This is a genomic window from Streptomyces sp. NPDC085900 (genome assembly GCF_044540925.1).
Classification (GTDB): domain Bacteria; phylum Actinomycetota; class Actinomycetes; order Streptomycetales; family Streptomycetaceae; genus Streptomyces; species Streptomyces gilvifuscus.
On sequence record NZ_JBITSP010000025.1, the window covers coordinates 15,285 to 33,668 of the forward strand.

The following is an 18,384-nucleotide window of genomic DNA, read 5'->3' on the forward strand; positions in this document are numbered from 1 at the left end:
ACCCGGCCGCCCCTGAGGAGCAGTCCAGTCAGTAGTGATGAGAGAATCAGTCCAGATGGCAGCGACGTCAATGGCTGTCAGTCCTGATATATTTATCAAGACTGTTGTCGGTGGATAAGGTGAAAGGATGAGCACCGATTTTGAGGGCAAGGGCAACATCGGGACGCCCGGTCGTGCCCTCAACCGCCTGGACCGGCGCAAGGCACGTACCCGGGCTGCGCTGATCGCCGCCGCTCAGCGGTTCCTCGCCGAGTACGGGCGGACCGACGTGAGCATCCAGGAGATCACCGAGTCGGCGGACGTCGGCTTCGGCTCCTTTTACAACCACTTCACCAGCAAGGACGAGCTGTTCGACGCCGCCGTCGCCCTCACCCTGGAGGAACACGGCGTCCTCCTGGAATCCACCGTGGGCGACCTTGAGGACCCGGCGGAGGTCTTCGCCGCCAGCGTCCGCCTGACCGGCCGACTGCAGCGCACCCACACACAGATCGCCAGAATCCTCGTCCGCACCGGCATGCCGTATCTGACCTCCGCGAGCGGCTTGGCCCCGCGGGCGATGCGGGACCTGCGGAGCGCCGCCGAAAACGGACGGCTGGACATCGACGACCCGCAGAGCGCGGTGGCCATGGTCGGGGGCGCCCTGCTAGGAGTACTCCACCTGCTGGAGACCCGCCCGGACCTCGATGCCGCGCATGTCTCAGATCAACTGGCTGCTCGTCTTTTGCGCATGTTCGGAATGACTCGCGCCGAAGCCGAGGAGATCGCCGGTCGGCCCCTGCCCTCGCTGCCCCGGAGCTGACCGGGGCGAGAGGGTCAGGCCCTCGCCGCAGATCGGGCTGACCAGGTTGAACTGCCCGGCAAACGCGGTTGACTGTGGCTCTCCCTTGAGTCAGCCGACGGGCATAGGTGCTGTTCGTGCCGGGCGAGCACGCTCGACATCGGCGGGGGAGAGGCCGGCTCCCGTACGTCTCACACGTATCCGCGCCGTTGTACGAAGTTCAGGGCGATCGCACCGAGCGGGACATTCAGCCAGAAGGTGAGCAGTCGGTAGACCAGGACCGCGGAGGTGGCCTGTCCGGCCGGGACGCCGAGGGCGGTCAGGGCGGCGATGAGGCCGGCCTCGAAGGCACCCAGGCCACCGGGGACGGGGGCTGCGTTGGCGAGCAGACGGGCCGCCATATAGACGGCGCCCACCTGCACGAAGGGCAGGTCGCCGCCGAGCGCGTGGAGGCTCAGTGCGAGGCCGACGATCTGGATGAACGGCAGGCCGAGCGCGCCGACGACACCGACGGCGAGCTTGGCGGGGTCGGAGGCGATGCCGGTCAGTGTGGAACTGGCCGCCTGCAGGAACGGCCAGACCTTCTCGCGCAGGAAGCGGCGGCCCGGCGGGGTGAGCCCGAGGAGTCCTCCGGCGGCCAGGACGAGCGCGATCACTGGCAGAACGTATTTGCCGGCGGGCACCTCAAGGCGCACCCGACCGTGGTGCTGTCCGGCTGCGGCAAAGAACACGGCGGCGACCACCGTGTTGGAGACCGCCCCTGCCAGGCTCTGCATCCCGACGGAGGCCGTGGCAGCCCCTGTCTCGATCCCCGTTCTTTGCAGATAGCGCAGGTTCAGCGCCATGCCGCCCACATTGCTCGGGGTGATCCGGTTCAGGAAGGAGCTCGCGAACTGCACCTGGTACGTAGGCCAGAAGGGCAGCCGTCCGGTGACGCTGCCCAGCTGCAAACAGGTCGAGAACGCCTGCGAGATGAACGTGACGGGCACGATCGCGAGCAGCCACCACCAATCGGCGTCGCGCAGTGCGTCAAGGGCGGCCGGGGCATTGGCGAGCTGTGGCAGCACCAGATGGAGCACCAGAAATGCGCCCAGCAGCCCCAGGACGCTTCTCCAGGTGAACCGGGCGAGCGGGGCCGACTTGGCCGCCGGGGCGTCGCACACCGCGCGCACCTCGTGGGCGAGGTCGTGCATGAGGTTCGGCCGGCCACCGGGGCGCAGAGTGCGCCGGCGGCTGCCCTGCGCGGCTTCGCGGGTGCGGGCCTGGTCGTAGCGCGCCACCTCGCGTCTTGCGGGGCCGATCAGGGCGAGTGGCTGCAGATAGGGCAGGGCGGTCGCCAGCACTTTTGGGCCGAGGCCGGCCAGCGCGCAGGCCGTCGCGCGGCTCGGGCCCATCCGTATGGCGGTCGTGGCGAGAAGTTCGGCCAAGTCGGCGCCAAGGATATCGGGCGGCGCGTTGAGCTGTGCCCGTGTGAAGGCGGTCAGCCGCGGCTTGCCGTCCGGGGCGATCACAATGTGCTCGGGGCGCAACGCCCGGTGCGCCAGCCGGTGTTCCTGCAGGCGGGCCACCGACGTCCACACCATGCCGAGCAGCGCGTCGGTCCATTGGTCGTCGGGGAGGGGGGCGTCTTGCCCGACGGTCACCAACAACGCGCTCGAGCCGGTCACGGGGTAGGCGATGACGGGCTCGACGACCCGGGCGCCGGTGCGGTCGGCGAAGACCAGCATGAGCAGTTCGTGCTCGGACGCGCCGAGCGGTGTCTGCTCGCCGGGGTCGGCGGGATGCCTCAGCAACAGGCGCCGGGCGAGCCGGTGAAACAGCTCGCGGTTGCGGTCCTCGCCGGCCAGGACGCGGACAGTGAGCGGCACGCCCTCGGTGGTCTCGGCGCTGTAGAGCAGCCCCTCACCCCCGAGCTGCCGCTGAGCGGCCAGCAGGCGCAGGGCGGCGAGCGGGATGCCACAGGCGATGAGCGCATGCGCGACGGCCTGGGGCGGCGGACGGTCGGTCGGCCCGCCGGCCACGAGCAGGACCGCCGATCCCGCGGTGCCGCCCACGGCGAGGGAGCCGAAGGCGTCCAGCGGGACGAGAGAGGCGGCCAGCACGCCGAGTGCGGCACAGCTGACGGTCAGGGCCCACAGGGCCCGCCGCCACGGCCGCACCAGCCAAGGTCCTGCGGCGACGACCGCAGAGGCACAGGCCGCCAGATACACCGCGGGCGGCCAGCCCGCGTGCACCAGCCCGCCGCGGCCCACCAAGACCTCCGGCCACAAGCCGGGGCGGCTGTCGGCCAACACGAACCGGATGAGTGCCCAGGCGATCACCGCGCCCAGGGCTATAGCGGGCAGCACGCGCAACACCGCGTCCACGCGATGCCGTACAACGAGAACCGTCAGGGCGGCTGTCGGCGCCAGCATGGCGATCACCTGGAGCGTCCCGATGAGGCCGTCCCGCAGTCCCGGTGACAGCGCCGCGGCCGCGGCGAGCAGACCCTGCTGGGCCTTGCGGGCGAAGTCGCGGGTGGCGACCGCCAACAGCACCGTCAGCCCGAGCGCGGCCAGGGAGGCCAGCAGGCGCAGCACGTCGGCTGCCCGGCGCACATCGTGCGGCGCGGCGACGTCGATGTCGGGCTCGGACCCACCCTGCGCCGTGCCCACGAAATCGGGGGAGAGCAGTGAGTTGTTCCGGTCGGTCATGTCCGGCCGCCGGTTGAGGTGCGAGAACGGCTCATGCGCTCACTCCCTCGCGGCATGTCCGGCTCGACCGGACATGCCTTCACGCTTCTAGGCCCATGCTTCCACGCCGCCGCGGTCGGGGAAGGGGGACGACCGTAGGATCCGCGGCCCTCACTTTCCCGCAGACGGCCGGGCGGTGCCGTCCAGGCGGGCGCGACTCTGTGCGAGCAGCTCCTGGACGCGCCGCTCGACCTCCACAGGGTCGACGCCGAGGGCGCGACCCATGTGGATGGACCACACCTCCGAGCGCACGTTGGTCTCGAAGTCCAGGTCGGCGCGGACGTTCTCGCGGGCGGCCTGGCGGTTCTGGCTCACCATGACGAAGGTGGACAGGAAGATCGCCTCCAGGCTGACGATCATGGTGAGCAGTCCGAAGGGAAACGGGTCCCAGATCGCGCTGTGGCCGAAGACACCTTCGTTGCACACGATCCACACCGTGAACCAGGTGGCGTGCAGATACACGAACGTCATGGTCCCGGCGAAGGCGGTGATGCCATCCGCGATCTTGTCCTGGGTGCCGCGCATCCGCGCGAGAACGTCCTGTTCATTGACGATCCGTACACCCGGCCGCTTCGGCGCAGCGCCCATGGCCTCTCCCTGCCCGGTCTCCGACGAGGAACCGCCGTCAGGTTACGGCGGCCCGGGGGGCTGTGCGCACCGCGCTGACCAACTCCCTCAACAGCACTCCGAGCACAGGCGCGGCCCGCAGGTTCCTGATGACGACGCAGGCTCATCACCGGCACGGGGATCCCGGCACGAACAGCACCGGGTGCGTGCGTCCGGCCGCTACGGCTTCAACCCCACGGCTCGGGCCGTCCCGACCTGTCGGTGTGCAACCGACACTGACCGATGCGCGGAGACGGCTCGGCGTACCCCGCACCGCCGGGGCCTGTGCCGTAGAGCGGGCGACGGGACGACCGGCAGCGTCGGATCGGGGGTGGACCTGCGCGCCGGCGCTGCCCGCATCGTTAAGGAGCTGCAGTCCCCATTCGGTATCTAGGCTTCTACGGCGCCGTCCAGATGGGCATCGAGCAAAGGGCTCTCACGATCTGATCCTTGTCCGGGATCCTCGCCGGTCACGGGGGTTTCATGACCTCATCCCAACAGCCCTGGCTTCTGGCGAGCGGCCCAGGTACGGGCGGAGGAGGATGGAGGGGACCGATCCGACCGCATTCTTCTGGGAGGAGAAGACGTCATGACATTGCCCTCCGATGCATCGGCCACCGGTGCCCAGCGCGGTGCAGAGGCGCAAGAAGACCCCGAAACCGAATTCCTGGGTACATGGGCGAACCTCGGTTGGCAGATCCTGCTCACTACAGGTCTGGCCGCCATCGCCCTAGGTGTCGTGTTCCTCGCTTGGCCGGGGGAAACGCTCCGGGTCGTCGGTGTGCTGTTCGGTACCTACCTGTTGGTCACGGGGGTCTTTCAACTGGCCGCTGCCTTCGGCGCACACGTCCCGGGACATCTTCGGGCCTTGAATTTCATCACGGGAGCGCTCTGCGTCATGCTCGGGCTGATCTGCTTCAGGGGTTCCCTGGAGTCGATCCTGCTCCTTGCCCTGTGGATCGGCTTCGGCTGGCTCCTGCGGGGCATTTTGACGACGGCCACGGCGGCCTCTGCCCCAGCCATGCCGGCGCGAGGCTGGATGTTGTTTTCCGGAATCATCGGCATGCTGGCGGGCACCGCGCTCATCGTCTCGCCATTCACCTCGATCGCGGTGCTCACTTGGACCGCGGCCATCATGGCCATCGTGCTCGGGGTGGTCGAAGTGGTCCACGCAATCAGGATGCGCATCGAAGTCGGCCACCTGGCTCCCGGTCGTGCTGGCGAGCGACGGCATCTGTTCCGTTCTCAGCCGCATCCCCAGCACTGACCGCATAGGCATTCGTCCAGTACACCGGCCGCTCCTGCGCCCACGACCGCATATACGGGCGGCCTTTGAATCCTGATCCAGAGCAGCGGCACGGAGGTGCTGCCGACCGGCGCTGTTCTTTACCGCCGCCGCGCCGTCAGGAGGCAGCGATGCCTTACGTCAGTCGGTTGGTTGGTTGGTTGCAGACTACCCAGAACGGCGAGAGTGGGTGCGCTGATGACTGGTCCCCGGATGGGTGCCCGGGTGGTGATCGTGACGAACCCACACTCGGGCGGTGGCAAGGCTGCTCGTTACAGCCTGATGCAGCGGGCCGAGGACATGGGAGCCCGGGTCTGGATGACCAGCGCGGAACGGGACGCGGCGTCGCTTGCGAGAAGCGCCTGCCGGGAGGGGGCGCAGGTGTTGGGGGTAGCGGGCGGCGACGGCACCGTGTCGGCCGTCGCCGCAGTGGCCGCCGACGAGGACCGGCCACTGGTCGTGGTCCCCGCGGGCACCCGCAACCACTTCGCCCGGGACCTCGGCCTCGACCTCCGGGATCCGGGGCGGGCACTGGACGCCCTGATCGACGGTGAACCCACACAGGTGGACCTGGGGGTGCTCGGCTCGCGTGTCTTCGTCAACAACGTCTCTTTCGGCATGTACGCCGACGCCCTGCTGGAACCCGGATACCGGGACGACAAACCGCGCGCGTTCGCCACGGTGGCCCCCGGCTATCTCAAGGGCGAGCAGTGGGTCGAGGCCCGTATGGACACGCCATGGGGGACCGTCGAGTACCCGCAGGTGGTACTGATCTCCAACAACCCCTACCACCTGGCCACACCGCGCTGGCTGGGGCGCCGCTTCTCCCTCACCACGGGAGAGCTGGGCGCCATCGTCCTCAAGCGCCCGGCACAGGCGCCCCCGGACCTCCTGCGGCACCTGCGCGCCGAACTACGACAGCACAAGCGCGGTGCGAGCCCGTCAGATGATGGGTTGGTCGTCTGGTCGGCTCCCGGCATCACGCTGCACGGTGACGTGCGGCACCTGGACGCGGGCGTCGACGGCGAAGCGGTGCGGCTCCCGCTCCCCGTCGTGTGCGGAATCCGGCCGGGCGCCCTGCGTGTGCTGCTGCCGAAGGACCGGCCGGGGATCCCCCCGGAGCACGCAGTGCGCGGTGGCGCGGTCTACCAGTGAATGCTCTGGCCTGTTGATGTGACGCGGATGGTGGCCTCTTCCACTGCTGGTGTGCCGGCCGCATGCCAGCGGCTGAGTTGATCCTCGACGGCGTCCCAGAGCAGTTCGGGGCCGCCCTGCCGGACGATCCAGCGGCCATCCTCCTTGTGGAGCGCGGCGAACGATCCGGTCTTGGTGTCGATGAGGACGTCGGCGTTGTGCTGGCCGTCGCCCAGTTTCAAACGCTGTGCGCTCGGCACGGCGAACTGCGCGACGAACCGGCTCGTCCAGTCATGCAGGACATCGGCGCCGATGATGGCCTCGCGCTGCTTGCCCACGCTGAGGTCCGGAAGCAGGCCAAGTGAGGGCGCCTGGTGAGGTCGGGCGAGCATGAAACTGACCTGCCCGCCCAGCGCGGGCCCGGAGGCTGTGCCGTCTTCGTGGACGGTCAGACGCACCAGTTCGGAGGCGTTCAGCCAGCCGCCGATGGTGGTCAGGATCTGCCCGCCTGGCCGCATCTGCTGAAGCCAGGCTGCGGGCACGGAGCGTACGGCGCACGTGGCGATGATCCGGTCGTACAGTGCGCCCTGGTCTCCTCCTTGGAGTCCGTCGCCGGTCAACAGGTGCGGATACATACCGAGTCGGCCAAGAGCCTCCCGGGCCCGCGAGGCGACTTCCTCGTCGTACTCGATCGAGGTGACATTGCTGTCGCCCAGGCGCGCGCAGAGCACCGCGGTGGAGTAGCCGGTGCCGGTGCCGATCTCCAAGACCTTCATTCCGGGCTGGACTTGGAGGTCTTCGAGCATGCGCAGGACGAGAGAGGGGAGTGTGCTCGAGCTGGTCGGTTCCCGCATGATCTCGCCGCGGATGTCGGCCGGCTTGATCGTGCCCGCGATCTGCGTGACCAGGGATTCATCGGCATAACACGCTTCGAGCCACCCGTCGCTATCCTCGCAGATGGGGGTCCAGGCGGTCGGTGACGTGCCGGGCATCATGCGGAAGAAGCCGTTGCGGAGGAACTCGTGCCTTGGTACGGCCGCTGCGGCGTCCTTCCACGGTTGTGATCGCAGCGAACCACTGGCGGTCATGGTGTTGATGAGCTGCCTCAGGTGCTGTTCGTGGTCGCTCACGGCTTCCTTTCCAGGAGGTCGGACAGGGCCGCGCACATGGGCAGGCCGGTCTCGTGTTCCAGCCAGTGCCACTGGCCGGAGGGGTTGCATTCCAGGAACCACCATTGCCCGCCGGCGTCCAGGGCGAAGTCGAAAGCGCCGAAGTGGAGCCCGAAGTGGTCCAGGTACTCGTGGAGTGGCAGCTCGATGTCTGTGGGCGTCGCTACGGGGGTGTAGCGCAGGCGGCTGTAGTCGGTTCGCCAGTCCAGGAGATCGGAGTCGATCCGGACGCTGAACGTGTGTCGTCCCATCACGGTCACGCGGATGTCGGCCGTCTTGGGTATGCGCTGTTGGAACAGGTGGGCGGTGCCGGCAATCCGGTCGTCGATGTCCTCCGCGGTCACCTCGGCGATCTTGACTACGGAGGAGACGTCGCCGATCCGATACACGGGGTTCCACAGGGGTTTGTAGATCGTGGGGCCGTGCTGCTTGATGAACGCTCTGGCAGCGTCAGGATTCGACGTGATGAGCGTGCGCGGCACCCGCAGGCCGGCCTTGGCGGCGGCGGCCAGACCGGACGGCTTGAATTCGGCGTCGCCCGTGTAGTGCGGATGATTCACATACAGGCAGTTCGGGAGCGATGCGATCACGCCCCCGAGGCCGTAGCGGGCCTGGGTGATGGCGAACCGTGCGTCCTGCTGGTCGAGGTGCGGGAAAACGAAGCCGCTCGGACGTCGGTAGTACAGAGCGCGGACATGGCCGAGGTCAGCAGTGCGCGAGGGGGTTTCAAGGCGCCCCCGGACGCCGTCCTGAGTGATCTCGGCCTCCACCGACAGTGATGCGGGGAAGTCCCCTGAGTCGAACCGCACGACCGGGATGCCCCGGTCGTGCAGCTCGGCTATCACTACGTCGGCGGTGGGGTCGTACAGGCTCGTGACGACCAGCACCGGGCGCAGATCATTCACTGGTCGCTGTCACTTCCCGTGTCGCTTTCCTGAGTGGATCCGTTGCCGTCAGGGCTGGTCCCGGTGGCCGGCGAGGTGCCGGTGCTGGTGCCGTGGCCGGGCACCTCCATCACCTGGCCCGAGCGGTCGAAGAACACGGCGGTCTGAGTGCTCGGGTCGAGCTCGACCCGGGCGTGTTCTGCAGCCATGGTCGGGTAGGGCGCCATGCGGATGAGCCCCCAACGGGCAGGGGTGATGGTTCCCTTTGGGATCGCCGGGCTTGTGGGCAGCGGGAGACACTTGGGACACCCAGTGCTTCACCTACGACGTGATGGGCGAGCTGGTCCATGCCTGGACCTCAAGCATCACCCCGGACGGCAAGGGCACCGGCTGCAAGGCGGCAAACGGCACAACGTGGGGCCACAACACCACCTACGCCCCCTCCTCGGGCCCGGTCGCCGACGCCCCGGATGAGGCGACGGACACCTCGACCCCTGACTCCTCGCTGACCGCCGCCCTCGCCGCCGGAGCCCCGAACACGTCCACCGTCTCCACCAGCGGGTCGGCCTACCGCCAGTCGTATACCTTCGACTGGCTCGGCAACCGCTCGACGATGACCGAGCACGACACCGCCGACGCCACGAAGAACGTCACCTTCACCTACGGCTACGGCAAGACGGTCGCCGCGAGCGGCACCACCCCGGCGACCACGACGCAGCCCCACACCATGACGGGCATCAGCTCTACCCCGTCCGGCAAGGGCAGCGCCTACACCTACGACGCCACGGGCAACGCCACAGTCCGCGACCTGGCCAGCACCACCCAGCGGCTGGTCTGGACACCGGAGAACAAGCTCGACTCCATTACGGACGACGGCAAGAAGACCACGTACGTGTACGACGCCGACGGCAACCGGCTGCTGGAGAACTCCTCTTCGGGCTCGACGCTGTACCTGGGCGACACCGAACTGACGACCAACGCCTCGGGCACCATCACGAAGGCGTCCCGCTCGTACACCCAGGCCGGCGCCCCGACCGTAGTGCGCACCACAACTAACGGCGCCACAACCGGTCACAAGCTGAGCGTGCTGCTCGCCGACCACCTCGGCACGGCAAACACCACGGTGGACATTGCCTCCGGCCAGACCGTCACGCGCCGGGCCTTCAAGCCGTACGGAGAGGTGCGGGGCGCGAAGCCGACGGCATGGCCGAATAAGCGCAGCTACTTGGGCGTAGGCATTGACGACGCCGGCACCGGCCTGACGCACATCGGAGCCCGCGAGTACGACCAGAACTCAGGGCACTTCCTCTCGGCAGACCCGGTGGTCGACCTCGCGGACCCGCTCCAGATGAACGGATACGCGTACAGCAGCAACAGTCCCGTCAGCAACAGCGACCCCACCGGCCTGTGCGCGGACATCGACTGCCCCACTCGCGCGACCCCCAACCACGAGAACAGGACTCCAACCCAGGCTCCCTCATCAGGCCCGCCGAGGTACACGGCGAACTACATCGCGGCGGTCAACGCCGGAAACGTCTACTCGCCCTCCTTCATCAAGACGCACTACGAGATCTACCCGGGCGTCTTCGTCAACCGAAGCTGGAAGTACAAGGAAAAGTACGCGCAGAAGTTCTGGCAAGAGGCCGCGAACTGGTGCCAAGAGGCAGGATCCAACTGCCTGACTCAACCTGCAGAGAATGAGCAAGTCGCACAAACCATCCTGTCCCATATCAAGTTTCTCACTTGTATGCGCCTTGGGCACGAAAGCGGCTGCGGAGGCAAATTTGGGCCAGTGAGCGCGGTCGCTATGATCGCGATGACCGGAGGGTCGGAAGGCCCCGGTGGCCTGAGAGGCGCCATCTCTGATGCTTTCAGGGGGCTCGCTGGCAAGCGGGTAACGACGGGACACATGCCGGATGGTGATGGAAAGCCTCTTGCTCCGGAGATGACCAGCGGCACCGACGAGGGAATTTCTGATACAGCTCAAGAGCTGCTAGAGCAGACCATGGGGAAACCTCGTTCGAACGGGAAGTATGCCTCCATTGCGCATGTTTAGACAAAATATGCTGTAGTGATGAGAGAGAAGGGTATACGAAACGCAGATGTAGTCATCAACAATGCGACCGGACCGTGTCCGGGTATGTACAGTTGCAGGGCATCCGTTGAAGCCATCCTGCCCCGTGGGTCCACCATGACGGTCCACTATCCTGGCGGCAAACAACCCGTACGTCTCGAAGGGAAGGCAGAGCTTCCGTAATGATCCTCAATGCAATTGTCCATGGTGAACGCGTATACGCGGAGACGCCGAAAGAGGTCGCCGACCTCATTGAAGAGGTCATGCACAACCTCTCTTTCGAGAAGGCTGACGGACCGTGGGTTGACCCAGGGGAAGACGCATGGTTTATGTGGGCTGATAAGCGGCTCGGCGAATCGGAATGGCCGGACAATCACTTGCAGGTCGCCGTGAATACTTCTACCGGCTATGGTGGGCTTATCTGGTTTGTCACTGGCGCTGCCGCTGAACGCATGGATGATGAGATTTCAAATAGCATCTGGATCTCCAATAATCCTACGCCTCCCGAATTTGATCCACGCGTCGTCGCCGATCCGGGCTTCCCTCTTTTTCATGATCGTCGTAGCACTATCCCTGTATCGCTTGTTCGTCTTGCGCTAGAGGAGTTCTGTCGCGCTGGAACTGGTGATCGTCCCAATTGCCTCGGATGGGTTCGTGGAGAAATGAATGGGACGCGTCTCGAGTAAATTAACGGACGTAAGTTTTGGGTCTGGTGATGGTGGTGGGGGGGCAGGGCGGCAATGGCGCGCCGCGGGACGGCCGGAAGCCGCTTTCCGTGCCTAATGTTCCCCGGCGACGTCGCTCCTGGCCTGGAACAGCGGATCGCGTTCGACCGCGTTCTGCATTCCTTACGCGCTTTCCAGGTTGGGTAGCGCTTCACAATCCCGCCCTCGACCAGACCAACTGGTTCTTCGAGCGCAGCTGGCTGCGAATTTGATCCGGTTATGCTGTTCACGCCAAGAGATGGTGGTCTCGCCGGTGGGGCGGCGGGGCATCAGGTCGGTCATGGCGAGATGGATCATGGCTTCGGAGCGGTGCGGGTGGGTTTCGTAGTCGCGCGCCAGGCGCCGGTGCAGCATGAGCCGGCCATAGGTCCGCTCCACCGCCCAGCTTTTCGGGATCGGGGTGAATCCCTTGGCCCGGGAGTGCGTTGGGCGATGTCGAGGTCGATGCCGAGGGTGGCGGCGTGCTCGGCGACGTGCTTGCGGTAGCCGCCGTCGACCCAGACCTTGCGCAGAGTGGGGTGGTCGGTGGCCGCCGGCTCCAGGAGGGTGAGGCCGGCGGTGGAGTCCTGGACGCGACCCACCAGGCTCTTGGCCCGGCGGTGAAGGGTGCGAGCGGTTCCTGGACGAGGTCCTCGGGCAGCACCTCCACGGTGCGGGTGCCGATCCGGGCGGCCCGCAACGGCGGCAGGACGGCATTGTCGGCTTGCTGGAGCACGTGATGGGCCAGGGTGCGCAGCGCTCCGTCCAGAGGGGCGGCACCGTCGGATTCGGCGGCCGCCGCCAACTGGGCTTCCGCAGCAGAGGTTTCCGGCGTGACGGCGATCTTCTCGCCGGGCTTGCGGCGCCGACGCTGCAGGGTGCGGCGCAGGGCGAGCGCAGCGGTGATGGCCGCGGCGAGCAGCGCACCGGCGCCGAGCACGATGCGCAGGTTCACCGGGCTGCCCACCGGAGCGGTCCTCGGGCCCTCAGACGTGGGAGAGGGGCCAGCAGCAGGGGACGACTGAGCCGGCGCCGACGGGGGAGCGGAAGAGGACGAAGACGGGTGCTGCCCGGGCTGCTCGGCTGGATCCGTCGACGGTGTGCCGGGCTCCGATGACTGCGGAGCCGGTGTCCGCGTCTGGCTGGGTGTCGGCGCCGGCGTGTTTCCCGTGCCCGCGCCGGGCGTGGGGGTGGTGGCGGGGTAGTGAGGGCCCGGGGAATTCGTATCCGGGTCGTGCGGCTCCGGGTTCTCCTCGCGGTCGTGGTCTGGCGATGATGGCCGGCCGCTCCGGGAGCTGGGCACGGTGACCTGCTGCCCGGCGTAGATGACGTCCGGGTCGGTGATCTCGGGCAGCCCGTGCGGCTGCGGCTTGCCCCGGCTGGCCTCGAACAACTGCGGCCAGGCGTCGCCGTCGCCGAGCTCCTCCTGGGCGATCTTCGACAAGTAGTCGCCGGAGTGGACCGCGACGACGTGCCCGCTGCTCTGGCCCTCGGCCGGAGTAAGGTCCTCCAGCTCTGCGCGGATACCCCCCGCTGTCGCGGCCGCGGACGGGTCCGTGGCGGTGTCGGGCAACTTCAGCTGCCAGCCGGGTTGTAGAAAGCTGTTCGCGTGGAAGACCGTGCCGTCGGTCATGGTGCGGCCCTCGTTCAACTCGGCTATCTCCTGCCAGCGTTCGCCGTCTCCCAGTTCGTGCTCGGCGATGGCCCACAGACTCTCCGCAGGACGACTCTCACGGACCGTGTACGCAGGCGAGGCCGGTGTGCCCGCCGAGGATGCGGGTGCGGCCAGGCGGGCCCGGCCGCTCTGCACGCCGGCCTGCGCGGTGTGCTGGGTCGTCTGCCCGGGATGGCGGGCCGCGGTGGGGGCGGGGGCGGCGTGGGCGTCGGAGGCCAGAGCGGAGTTGGCGGGCAGCAGGATGAGGATGCTGCCGATCAGCAAGGCCGCGGCGCGCTGGGCGGTGCTCATCCCGCGCGGGGCGTGCCAGGTGTGGCCCCGCAGCTGTGCGATCAGCTCCCGTACGGCGCAGAACGTGAACTGGGCCCACCCGATCCAGCCCAGGCAGGCGAGCAGCAGCACAAAGACGCTGCCGGTGTCCTGCCTATCCAGCAGGTGCGCCACGTCGTCGTGGGTGGCGGCCCAGATGACGGGGGTGGCCCAGGCCAGCAGCAGCGGCAGCCCGCCGACCGCGGCCGCCAGAACCACAAGACACCGTATCGCCGATCTGGTGGCCCCCTCGCAGCCAGTCGGCATACCCACGGGCCTCGATCCCGAGGGGATCTTCACCAGGACGCTGCTCGGAAGCCCCGCACGTGACGAGCACGTCGACACCCCGCAGTGGCGCTCCGCCGAACTCGGAGCCGTCAACGGGCACGGCAACGCCCGTGGCCTGGCCCGAGCGCTCTCCGTCATCTCGCGGCGCGGCCAGGTCAACGGCCGCCGGCTTCTCTCCGAGGAGACGGTGGACAAGGTGTTCGACGTACAGGTCGACGGAGTCGACCTGTACGTCGGCGTTCCCGTCCGTTGGGGCATGGGCTACGCACTCGCCGATCCGAGGACGATGCCGCACATGCCCACCGGGAGGATCTGCTTCTGGGTCGGTCGGGGCGGTTCGATCGTCATCATGGACCTCGACCGGCGCGTCACGTTCTCGTACACGATGAACCGGGTGGGCGAAGGGCTCCTCGGCTCGGAGCGCACGCACAGCTACCTCAGGCACGTCTACGAAGTCCTGGAGCGAACCGGCTGAGGCGCAGCCGCAGGCCCCGCGTGCGGCGCTGTAGCACACCGTCGCACGCACAGCACTCGTGATCCGGCGCCGCCCAGGGACCAGGTTCCGGGAGAGCCCTGCCCAGGAACGCGAGTGAGCGGCCGTCATCGGGCTGGAGGGGGCGCGCTCCCTCATCCGGGGTGCGGCTTCCGCACCCAGAACGAGCAGTCCGCTGGCGGATGACCCGGTCCCCGGCCGTTGTCGGCTGCCGCCCACCAGCGCTCCGATCCGCGCTGCTCACGTGGCGCGCAGACGGACACATGTCACCCAGGTACCGGCGAACCGACCCGGGCCCCGTCTTTCGGCGCCGTGACGGCGCTCGGGGCCTGGCTCTGCTTCGAGGACGAAGCCGGGTTCTCGATGACGCCGCCCACCGCCCGCACCTGGTCCCGGCGCGGACGCACCCCCGTCATCCGGGTGCGGGGACGCTCTCAGCGCCGCTTCTCCATCGCTGCCCTGGCCTGCTACAAGCAGGTTGAACGCTCACGCCTGATCTATCGGCCCAAGCGGCACGCTGATCACAAACGGGGCGGCAGACGCAGTTGCACCTGGACCGATTACCGCGAGCTGCTGACCGACGCCCACCAACAACTCAGCGCACCGATCGTGGTCATCTGGGATAATTTGAACGCCCATAAGGACGCCCGGCTGCGGGAGTTCGTCGACAGCCATGACTGGATCAGGTGCTACTTCCTGCCGGCCTATGCACCAGACCTCAACCCCGTCGAGGGCATCTGGTCACTGTTGCGACGCAGCAGCCAGGCCAACACCGCATTCACCGACCCCGACCACCTGATGCGCACCCTTCGGCAGGGCCTCCGGCAGATCCAGTACCGCAGCAACCTCGTCGACGGATGCCTCAAGGAAACCGGCCTCAAGCTCACGACATCACGCCAGCAAGGTCAGTAACGCACAGGTCGAAGCCCCCATCTGCGGCAGCGCAGGCGGGGACTTGGCGTGTGGGAGCGGCCTATCCGCCCCAGCAGGATTCGAAACTGCAACACCCTTCTACAGCTTCACCCGCGCCGTGAAGCTGCCGTTGCCCTTGCCGTAATGCCGGTACAGGTTGTGCGACGTGTCCTGGGCGAGCCGGTCACCGATGGCGTCGCCGTTGAGGTCTCCGGCTCTGCAGAGCTACCGTCAGGGCGTGGCGGCCTGGGGCTAGGTCAGCATGGACGCCCTGCGGAGCGCTTCCATGAAGGAGATCATCGGTGTCGGCATCCAACAGATCGCGTGGAGCGACTTCCAGGAGCATCGGGACTGAAGAGCGACTGAGTGGGCCCTTCGAGCAGCCGCCGCTGGCGGGAAACAGCGTACATGATCATCCTGAGGTAGCAGGATGGCACCATGACGACGACACTCACCGAGGCCTGGGCGCGAGTGCGGGCTGCTCTGGACACGCACGCCCCTTCGACAGCACGCGCGGTGCGGGCACCGGCCGGGATGGACGATATAGCTGAGGCTCAGTCCGTGATGAGGCAGACATTCCCCGAAGCGGTGAGGGAGCAACTACTGCTGTTCGACGGGGCGGAGCCGAACCCTGTTACCAGTGTTTTGCTGCCCCCCTTGTACATCCCTGTCGGACTCCAGCGCATGCAGATGCTGTGGCAACGTAAGCGCTCCACCTCGCCGGTCCCGGCCGGGGGAGACTCAGCCGTGGCCGGAGAGCCGTGTCGCGGCTTCCATCCGCTCCTGGTGCCGATCGGAGATGACACCACCGGGGACCTCCTTGTGGTGGACAATCGGCCGGGCGAGCTGCAAGGGAGTGTGCTGACCTGGAGCAGGGACGACGGCCTCTTCGGCACGCCCACCTGGCGCAGTGTGACGGAGATGTGGGCTGATGTGGCGAGCGCGCTGGAAACCGGCTCCGCTCGGGGCACGGCAGACGACGGTGATCCACACTTGACGCGCAACGGGTGTGCTGCAGTGTTCACCGCTGACGGAATTCTCGAGTGGGAGTTCTAGCGGGGCGAGTGTGTCCCCGGCCGCTGTCAGCCGGGGACGCACGATCCGGCTTCAGGGAATGATCACCACATGGAACTCGTCGTTGGGTCCGTCGATGATCCGGTTGTCCGAGTAGTAGGACGCAAGCTGGCTGCCGCCTGCGCCGTTCTCTGTTCCGTCGATGGCCCGCGCCGAGAAGTTCTTCTTCGGCTTGGTCTCGTCGTAGATCGACTGGGCCGATCCTTCATAGGTCGAGGCAAACGGGTACTCGTCGCACTCCAGCCCCTTCGAGGCATAAGAGGTCCTAAGAAAGGCGTTGGACGTGGCGGTAGGTGATCAGACAGGTGGCGAGTCCGAGGAAGGCCTCGTGGATGTCGTCGCGCCGTTCCCAGCGGATGCGCAGGCGGCGAAAGCCGTGCAGCCAGGCGATCGTTCTCTCCACGACATAGCGGAAGATGCCCAGGCCGGAGCCGTGGGGCTGGCCGCGTTCGGCGATGACCGGGCGGATGCCGCGCTGCCACAGCAGCCGCCGGTACTTGTCGTGGTCGTAGCCGCGGTCGGCGAACAGCATGTCCGGCCGTCTGCGAGGCCGGCCGACCACTCCGGCAACAGCCGGGACCTTGTCCAGCAGCGGCAGCAGCTGGGTGACGTCGTTGCGGTTGCCGCCGGTCAGCGACACCGCGAGCGGGATGCCCTGGCCGTCGGTGAGGACGTGGTGCTTGCTGCCCGGGCGTGCGCGGTCGACCGGGCTGGGACCGCTTTTGGGCCCCGGCGAGCCGCCCGCACGTGGGAGGAGTCGATCACCGCCCGCGACCAGTCCAGCTTCCTCGCCGACCGCAGCTTCCTCAGCAGCACCAGATGCAGCTCGTCCCACACCCCGGCCTCGTTCTACGCGGCCAGCCGCCGCCAGCACGTCATCCCCGAGCCGAAGCCCAGCTCCTGCGGCAGGTACTCCCACTGGATGCCGGTGTGCAGCACGAACAAGATCCCGCACAACGCCTGCCGATCCGGCACCCGAGGCCGGCCCTCCACCAGCTTCGGCCCCGGCTCGGGCAGCAACGGCTCGATGAGCGACCATAGTTCATCCGACACGATCCACGGCCGCGACTGTCGTTTCCCCACGACCACACCAACGACCATCCACACCGAAAGTCACATGATCAACAACTTCTGTTAGGAGCTCTAACTGGGGTCGACGGCGAGACACACCTTCACAGCCTCACGCCGATTGGCGTTGTACCTGTTGAGATTCGTCTGGCCGATGCTCTTCTGCAGTCGGTGAAGGGGATCGCTGGCGCTCTGACCAGCCACATGCTTGGAACGGTTGGTCGGCATCGTGTTCTGCGGCTGCGTGAAAGCCGTCTCTATATGGGAGGCCACTGCCCGTTCCGGCGCCGCGGCAGCGGTGCTGTACCGCAGCGGGGATACGTCGTAACTGAGTGCAGCGCCCCCGGAGTGCAACGCATCCGCAGGCTTGTAGTTGGGCAGGTAGGGAGAGTTGTCCCAGCGCAGCCCGAACGAAGAGAACTTCCACTCCGCCAGCGGGTTGGTCTCGACCCAGCCGGGCGGCCACTCAGGCACGAACTTCATGTTCCACACTGCCCATATGCCGTCGTCGGGTGCGAGCCCTTGCCCGGGCGAGGCATTAGTGGAGATCATGAAATGCGGGTTCGCCTTGAGCTGGGCCACCGTCGTCGGAGTCGGGTTAAGGCCGCCCTGCCCCAGGGACACGCCATCGGGAACCGTGGGATGGTTGACCGAGGTACCCACGAGCGTCTCATCGATCGCGTTGGCGCCCGCTGCGTAGAAGTCCGAGAAGTAGTAGTCGAAATGAACCTCTCGCGAGTTCGCCGGCACCGTCGCAATAGCACTGACCGTCATCTGCGAGAAGCCGACCTCCCTGCCGTTGACGTGCCAGGTGGCAGCGAAGCACTGAGACTCGCACATCGCAAAGCGGGACGGGATCCACATACTCGCGTCAGCCGCGGTATGCGCCTTGCACTCCGCGAGCGTCATCGTCCTCTTGGGCACGTCCGTCACGGTGGGACCCAACCGGGGGCCCGGCGCGGCCGCGTTCTCCGCGCTCGCATGAGGCACACTGTGACACCGTCCAGCAGGTGATAGACAATCCTGAGAAGCGAAGTGCATTCTGGACATTTTGTGGCTGCTCGCTGCCAACTCACCCGCCGCCGTCGCACCCCGCCGCGTCGTGCCCCGCGTGCTGCCCGCCGCGGCCGCCGTCGGCCGCGCCTTCGACTGGCATGTCCTGGACGGCGCTGACGTCCGTTCCGCTCTGCTCGAGCTTG

14 protein-coding genes and 4 pseudogenes are annotated in these 18,384 nt (G+C 67.4%); 9 read left to right on the plus strand and 9 right to left on the minus strand.

Annotated elements, in window-relative coordinates:
- Window positions 1–127 precede the first annotated feature (127 nt).
- Complete coding sequence (locus ACIGDI_RS43000; RefSeq protein WP_399908400.1) at window positions 128–799, plus strand: TetR/AcrR family transcriptional regulator; 672 nt, start codon at window positions 128–130, stop codon at window positions 797–799.
- A 170-nt stretch (window positions 800–969) separates the two neighbouring features.
- Here ACIGDI_RS43000 and ACIGDI_RS43005 read toward each other — a convergent pair whose 3' ends face one another.
- Both ACIGDI_RS43005 and ACIGDI_RS43010 read right to left on the minus strand, forming a co-directional pair.
- A complete protein-coding gene (locus tag ACIGDI_RS43005) occupies window positions 970–3,471 on the minus strand; it encodes a flippase-like domain-containing protein (protein ID WP_399908402.1) in 2,502 nt (833 codons plus the stop codon).
- 150 nt (window positions 3,472–3,621) lie between these two features.
- Window positions 3,622–4,098: a DUF1003 domain-containing protein gene (locus ACIGDI_RS43010; RefSeq protein ID WP_399908405.1), complete on the minus strand. Its 477-nt coding sequence runs from the start codon at window positions 4,096–4,098 to the stop codon at window positions 3,622–3,624.
- A gap of 607 nt (window positions 4,099–4,705) precedes the next feature.
- Here ACIGDI_RS43010 and ACIGDI_RS43015 point away from each other — a divergent pair.
- Together ACIGDI_RS43015 and ACIGDI_RS43020 are read left to right on the plus strand one after the other, a co-directional pair.
- On the plus strand, window positions 4,706–5,383 hold the full coding sequence (locus tag ACIGDI_RS43015) for an HdeD family acid-resistance protein (RefSeq protein WP_399908408.1): 678 nt from the start codon (window positions 4,706–4,708) through the stop codon (window positions 5,381–5,383).
- 252 nt (window positions 5,384–5,635) lie between these two features.
- Window positions 5,636–6,556: a diacylglycerol/lipid kinase family protein gene (locus tag ACIGDI_RS43020; RefSeq protein WP_399908411.1), complete on the plus strand. Its 921-nt coding sequence runs from the start codon at window positions 5,636–5,638 to the stop codon at window positions 6,554–6,556.
- Here the strand turns inward: ACIGDI_RS43020 and tgmC are convergent.
- From tgmC to tgmA, 3 genes are read right to left on the minus strand one after another with little or no spacing between them, the layout of a single operon-like run.
- A complete protein-coding gene (gene tgmC, locus ACIGDI_RS43025; protein WP_399908414.1) occupies window positions 6,547–7,665 on the minus strand; it encodes an ATP-grasp peptide maturase system methyltransferase in 1,119 nt (372 codons plus the stop codon). The two genes, ACIGDI_RS43020 and tgmC, sit on opposite strands and share 10 nt — an antisense overlap.
- Window positions 7,662–8,609: an ATP-grasp ribosomal peptide maturase gene (gene tgmB, locus ACIGDI_RS43030; protein WP_399908417.1), complete on the minus strand. Its 948-nt coding sequence runs from the start codon at window positions 8,607–8,609 to the stop codon at window positions 7,662–7,664. The genes tgmC and tgmB overlap by 4 nt, the downstream gene beginning before the upstream one ends.
- The gene (gene tgmA, locus ACIGDI_RS43035) at window positions 8,606–8,878 is read right to left on the minus strand and encodes a putative ATP-grasp-modified RiPP (RefSeq protein ID WP_399908461.1); all 273 of its coding nucleotides are present in this window, start codon (window positions 8,876–8,878) and stop codon (window positions 8,606–8,608) included. Before tgmA ends, tgmB begins: the two co-directional genes overlap by 4 nt.
- Between tgmA and ACIGDI_RS43040 the strand changes: the two are divergent.
- From ACIGDI_RS43040 to ACIGDI_RS43050, 3 genes and pseudogenes are all read left to right on the plus strand, one after another.
- A pseudogene (locus tag ACIGDI_RS43040) lies at window positions 8,875–10,006 on the plus strand (RHS repeat-associated core domain-containing protein); the annotation flags it as partial. The gene tgmA and the pseudogene ACIGDI_RS43040 sit on opposite strands and share 4 nt — an antisense overlap.
- 650 nt (window positions 10,007–10,656) lie before the next feature.
- Window positions 10,657–10,845, plus strand: a pseudogene (locus tag ACIGDI_RS43045) (DddA-like double-stranded DNA deaminase toxin); the annotation flags it as partial.
- Window positions 10,845–11,348: an Imm1 family immunity protein gene (locus ACIGDI_RS43050; protein WP_399908420.1), complete on the plus strand. Its 504-nt coding sequence runs from the start codon at window positions 10,845–10,847 to the stop codon at window positions 11,346–11,348. The pseudogene ACIGDI_RS43045 and the gene ACIGDI_RS43050, both read left to right, overlap by 1 nt.
- Window positions 11,349–11,612: 264 nt before the next feature.
- On the opposite strand, the pseudogene ACIGDI_RS43055 reads toward ACIGDI_RS43050, so the two are convergent.
- Window positions 11,613–11,959 (minus strand): annotated as a pseudogene (locus ACIGDI_RS43055) (transposase); the annotation flags it as partial.
- A gap of 1,632 nt (window positions 11,960–13,591) precedes the next feature.
- Between ACIGDI_RS43055 and ACIGDI_RS43060 the strand changes: the two are divergent.
- The 3 genes from ACIGDI_RS43060 (at window position 13,592) to ACIGDI_RS43070 (ending at window position 16,099) form a co-directional block, all read left to right on the plus strand.
- Window positions 13,592–14,113 carry a serine hydrolase gene (locus tag ACIGDI_RS43060; protein WP_399908464.1) on the plus strand — a complete coding sequence of 174 codons (522 nt, stop codon included), beginning with the start codon at window positions 13,592–13,594 and terminating at the stop codon, window positions 14,111–14,113.
- A gap of 381 nt (window positions 14,114–14,494) precedes the next feature.
- The gene (locus ACIGDI_RS43065) at window positions 14,495–15,043 is read left to right on the plus strand and encodes a transposase (RefSeq protein ID WP_399908467.1); all 549 of its coding nucleotides are present in this window, start codon (window positions 14,495–14,497) and stop codon (window positions 15,041–15,043) included.
- A 438-nt stretch (window positions 15,044–15,481) separates the two neighbouring features.
- Window positions 15,482–16,099, plus strand: coding sequence for an SMI1/KNR4 family protein (locus ACIGDI_RS43070; RefSeq protein ID WP_399908423.1), 618 nt, complete (start codon window positions 15,482–15,484; stop codon window positions 16,097–16,099).
- 51 nt (window positions 16,100–16,150) lie between these two features.
- On the opposite strand, the gene ACIGDI_RS43075 is transcribed toward ACIGDI_RS43070, so the two are convergent.
- The 3 genes and pseudogenes from ACIGDI_RS43075 to ACIGDI_RS43085 form a co-directional block, all read right to left on the minus strand.
- The gene (locus tag ACIGDI_RS43075) at window positions 16,151–16,360 is read right to left on the minus strand and encodes a NucA/NucB deoxyribonuclease domain-containing protein (RefSeq protein ID WP_399908469.1); all 210 of its coding nucleotides are present in this window, start codon (window positions 16,358–16,360) and stop codon (window positions 16,151–16,153) included.
- A 22-nt stretch (window positions 16,361–16,382) separates the two neighbouring features.
- A pseudogene (locus ACIGDI_RS43080) lies at window positions 16,383–17,218 on the minus strand (IS5 family transposase).
- A gap of 42 nt (window positions 17,219–17,260) precedes the next feature.
- The gene (locus ACIGDI_RS43085) at window positions 17,261–18,109 is read right to left on the minus strand and encodes a hypothetical protein (RefSeq protein WP_399908426.1); all 849 of its coding nucleotides are present in this window, start codon (window positions 18,107–18,109) and stop codon (window positions 17,261–17,263) included.
- Window positions 18,110–18,384: the final 275 nt, after the last annotated feature.

Coding starts and splice junctions, on each gene's coding strand:
- ACIGDI_RS43000 (WP_399908400.1), top strand. CDS start 128: ATGAGCACCGATTTTGAGGGCAAGGGCAACATCGGGACGCCCGGTCGT.
- ACIGDI_RS43005 (WP_399908402.1), bottom strand. CDS start 3,471: ATGACCGACCGGAACAACTCACTGCTCTCCCCCGATTTCGTGGGCACG.
- ACIGDI_RS43010 (WP_399908405.1), bottom strand. CDS start 4,098: ATGGGCGCTGCGCCGAAGCGGCCGGGTGTACGGATCGTCAATGAACAG.
- ACIGDI_RS43015 (WP_399908408.1), top strand. CDS start 4,706: ATGACATTGCCCTCCGATGCATCGGCCACCGGTGCCCAGCGCGGTGCA.
- ACIGDI_RS43050 (WP_399908420.1), top strand. CDS start 10,845: ATGATCCTCAATGCAATTGTCCATGGTGAACGCGTATACGCGGAGACG.
- ACIGDI_RS43065 (WP_399908467.1), top strand. CDS start 14,495: ATGACGCCGCCCACCGCCCGCACCTGGTCCCGGCGCGGACGCACCCCC.
- ACIGDI_RS43070 (WP_399908423.1), top strand. CDS start 15,482: ATGACGACGACACTCACCGAGGCCTGGGCGCGAGTGCGGGCTGCTCTG.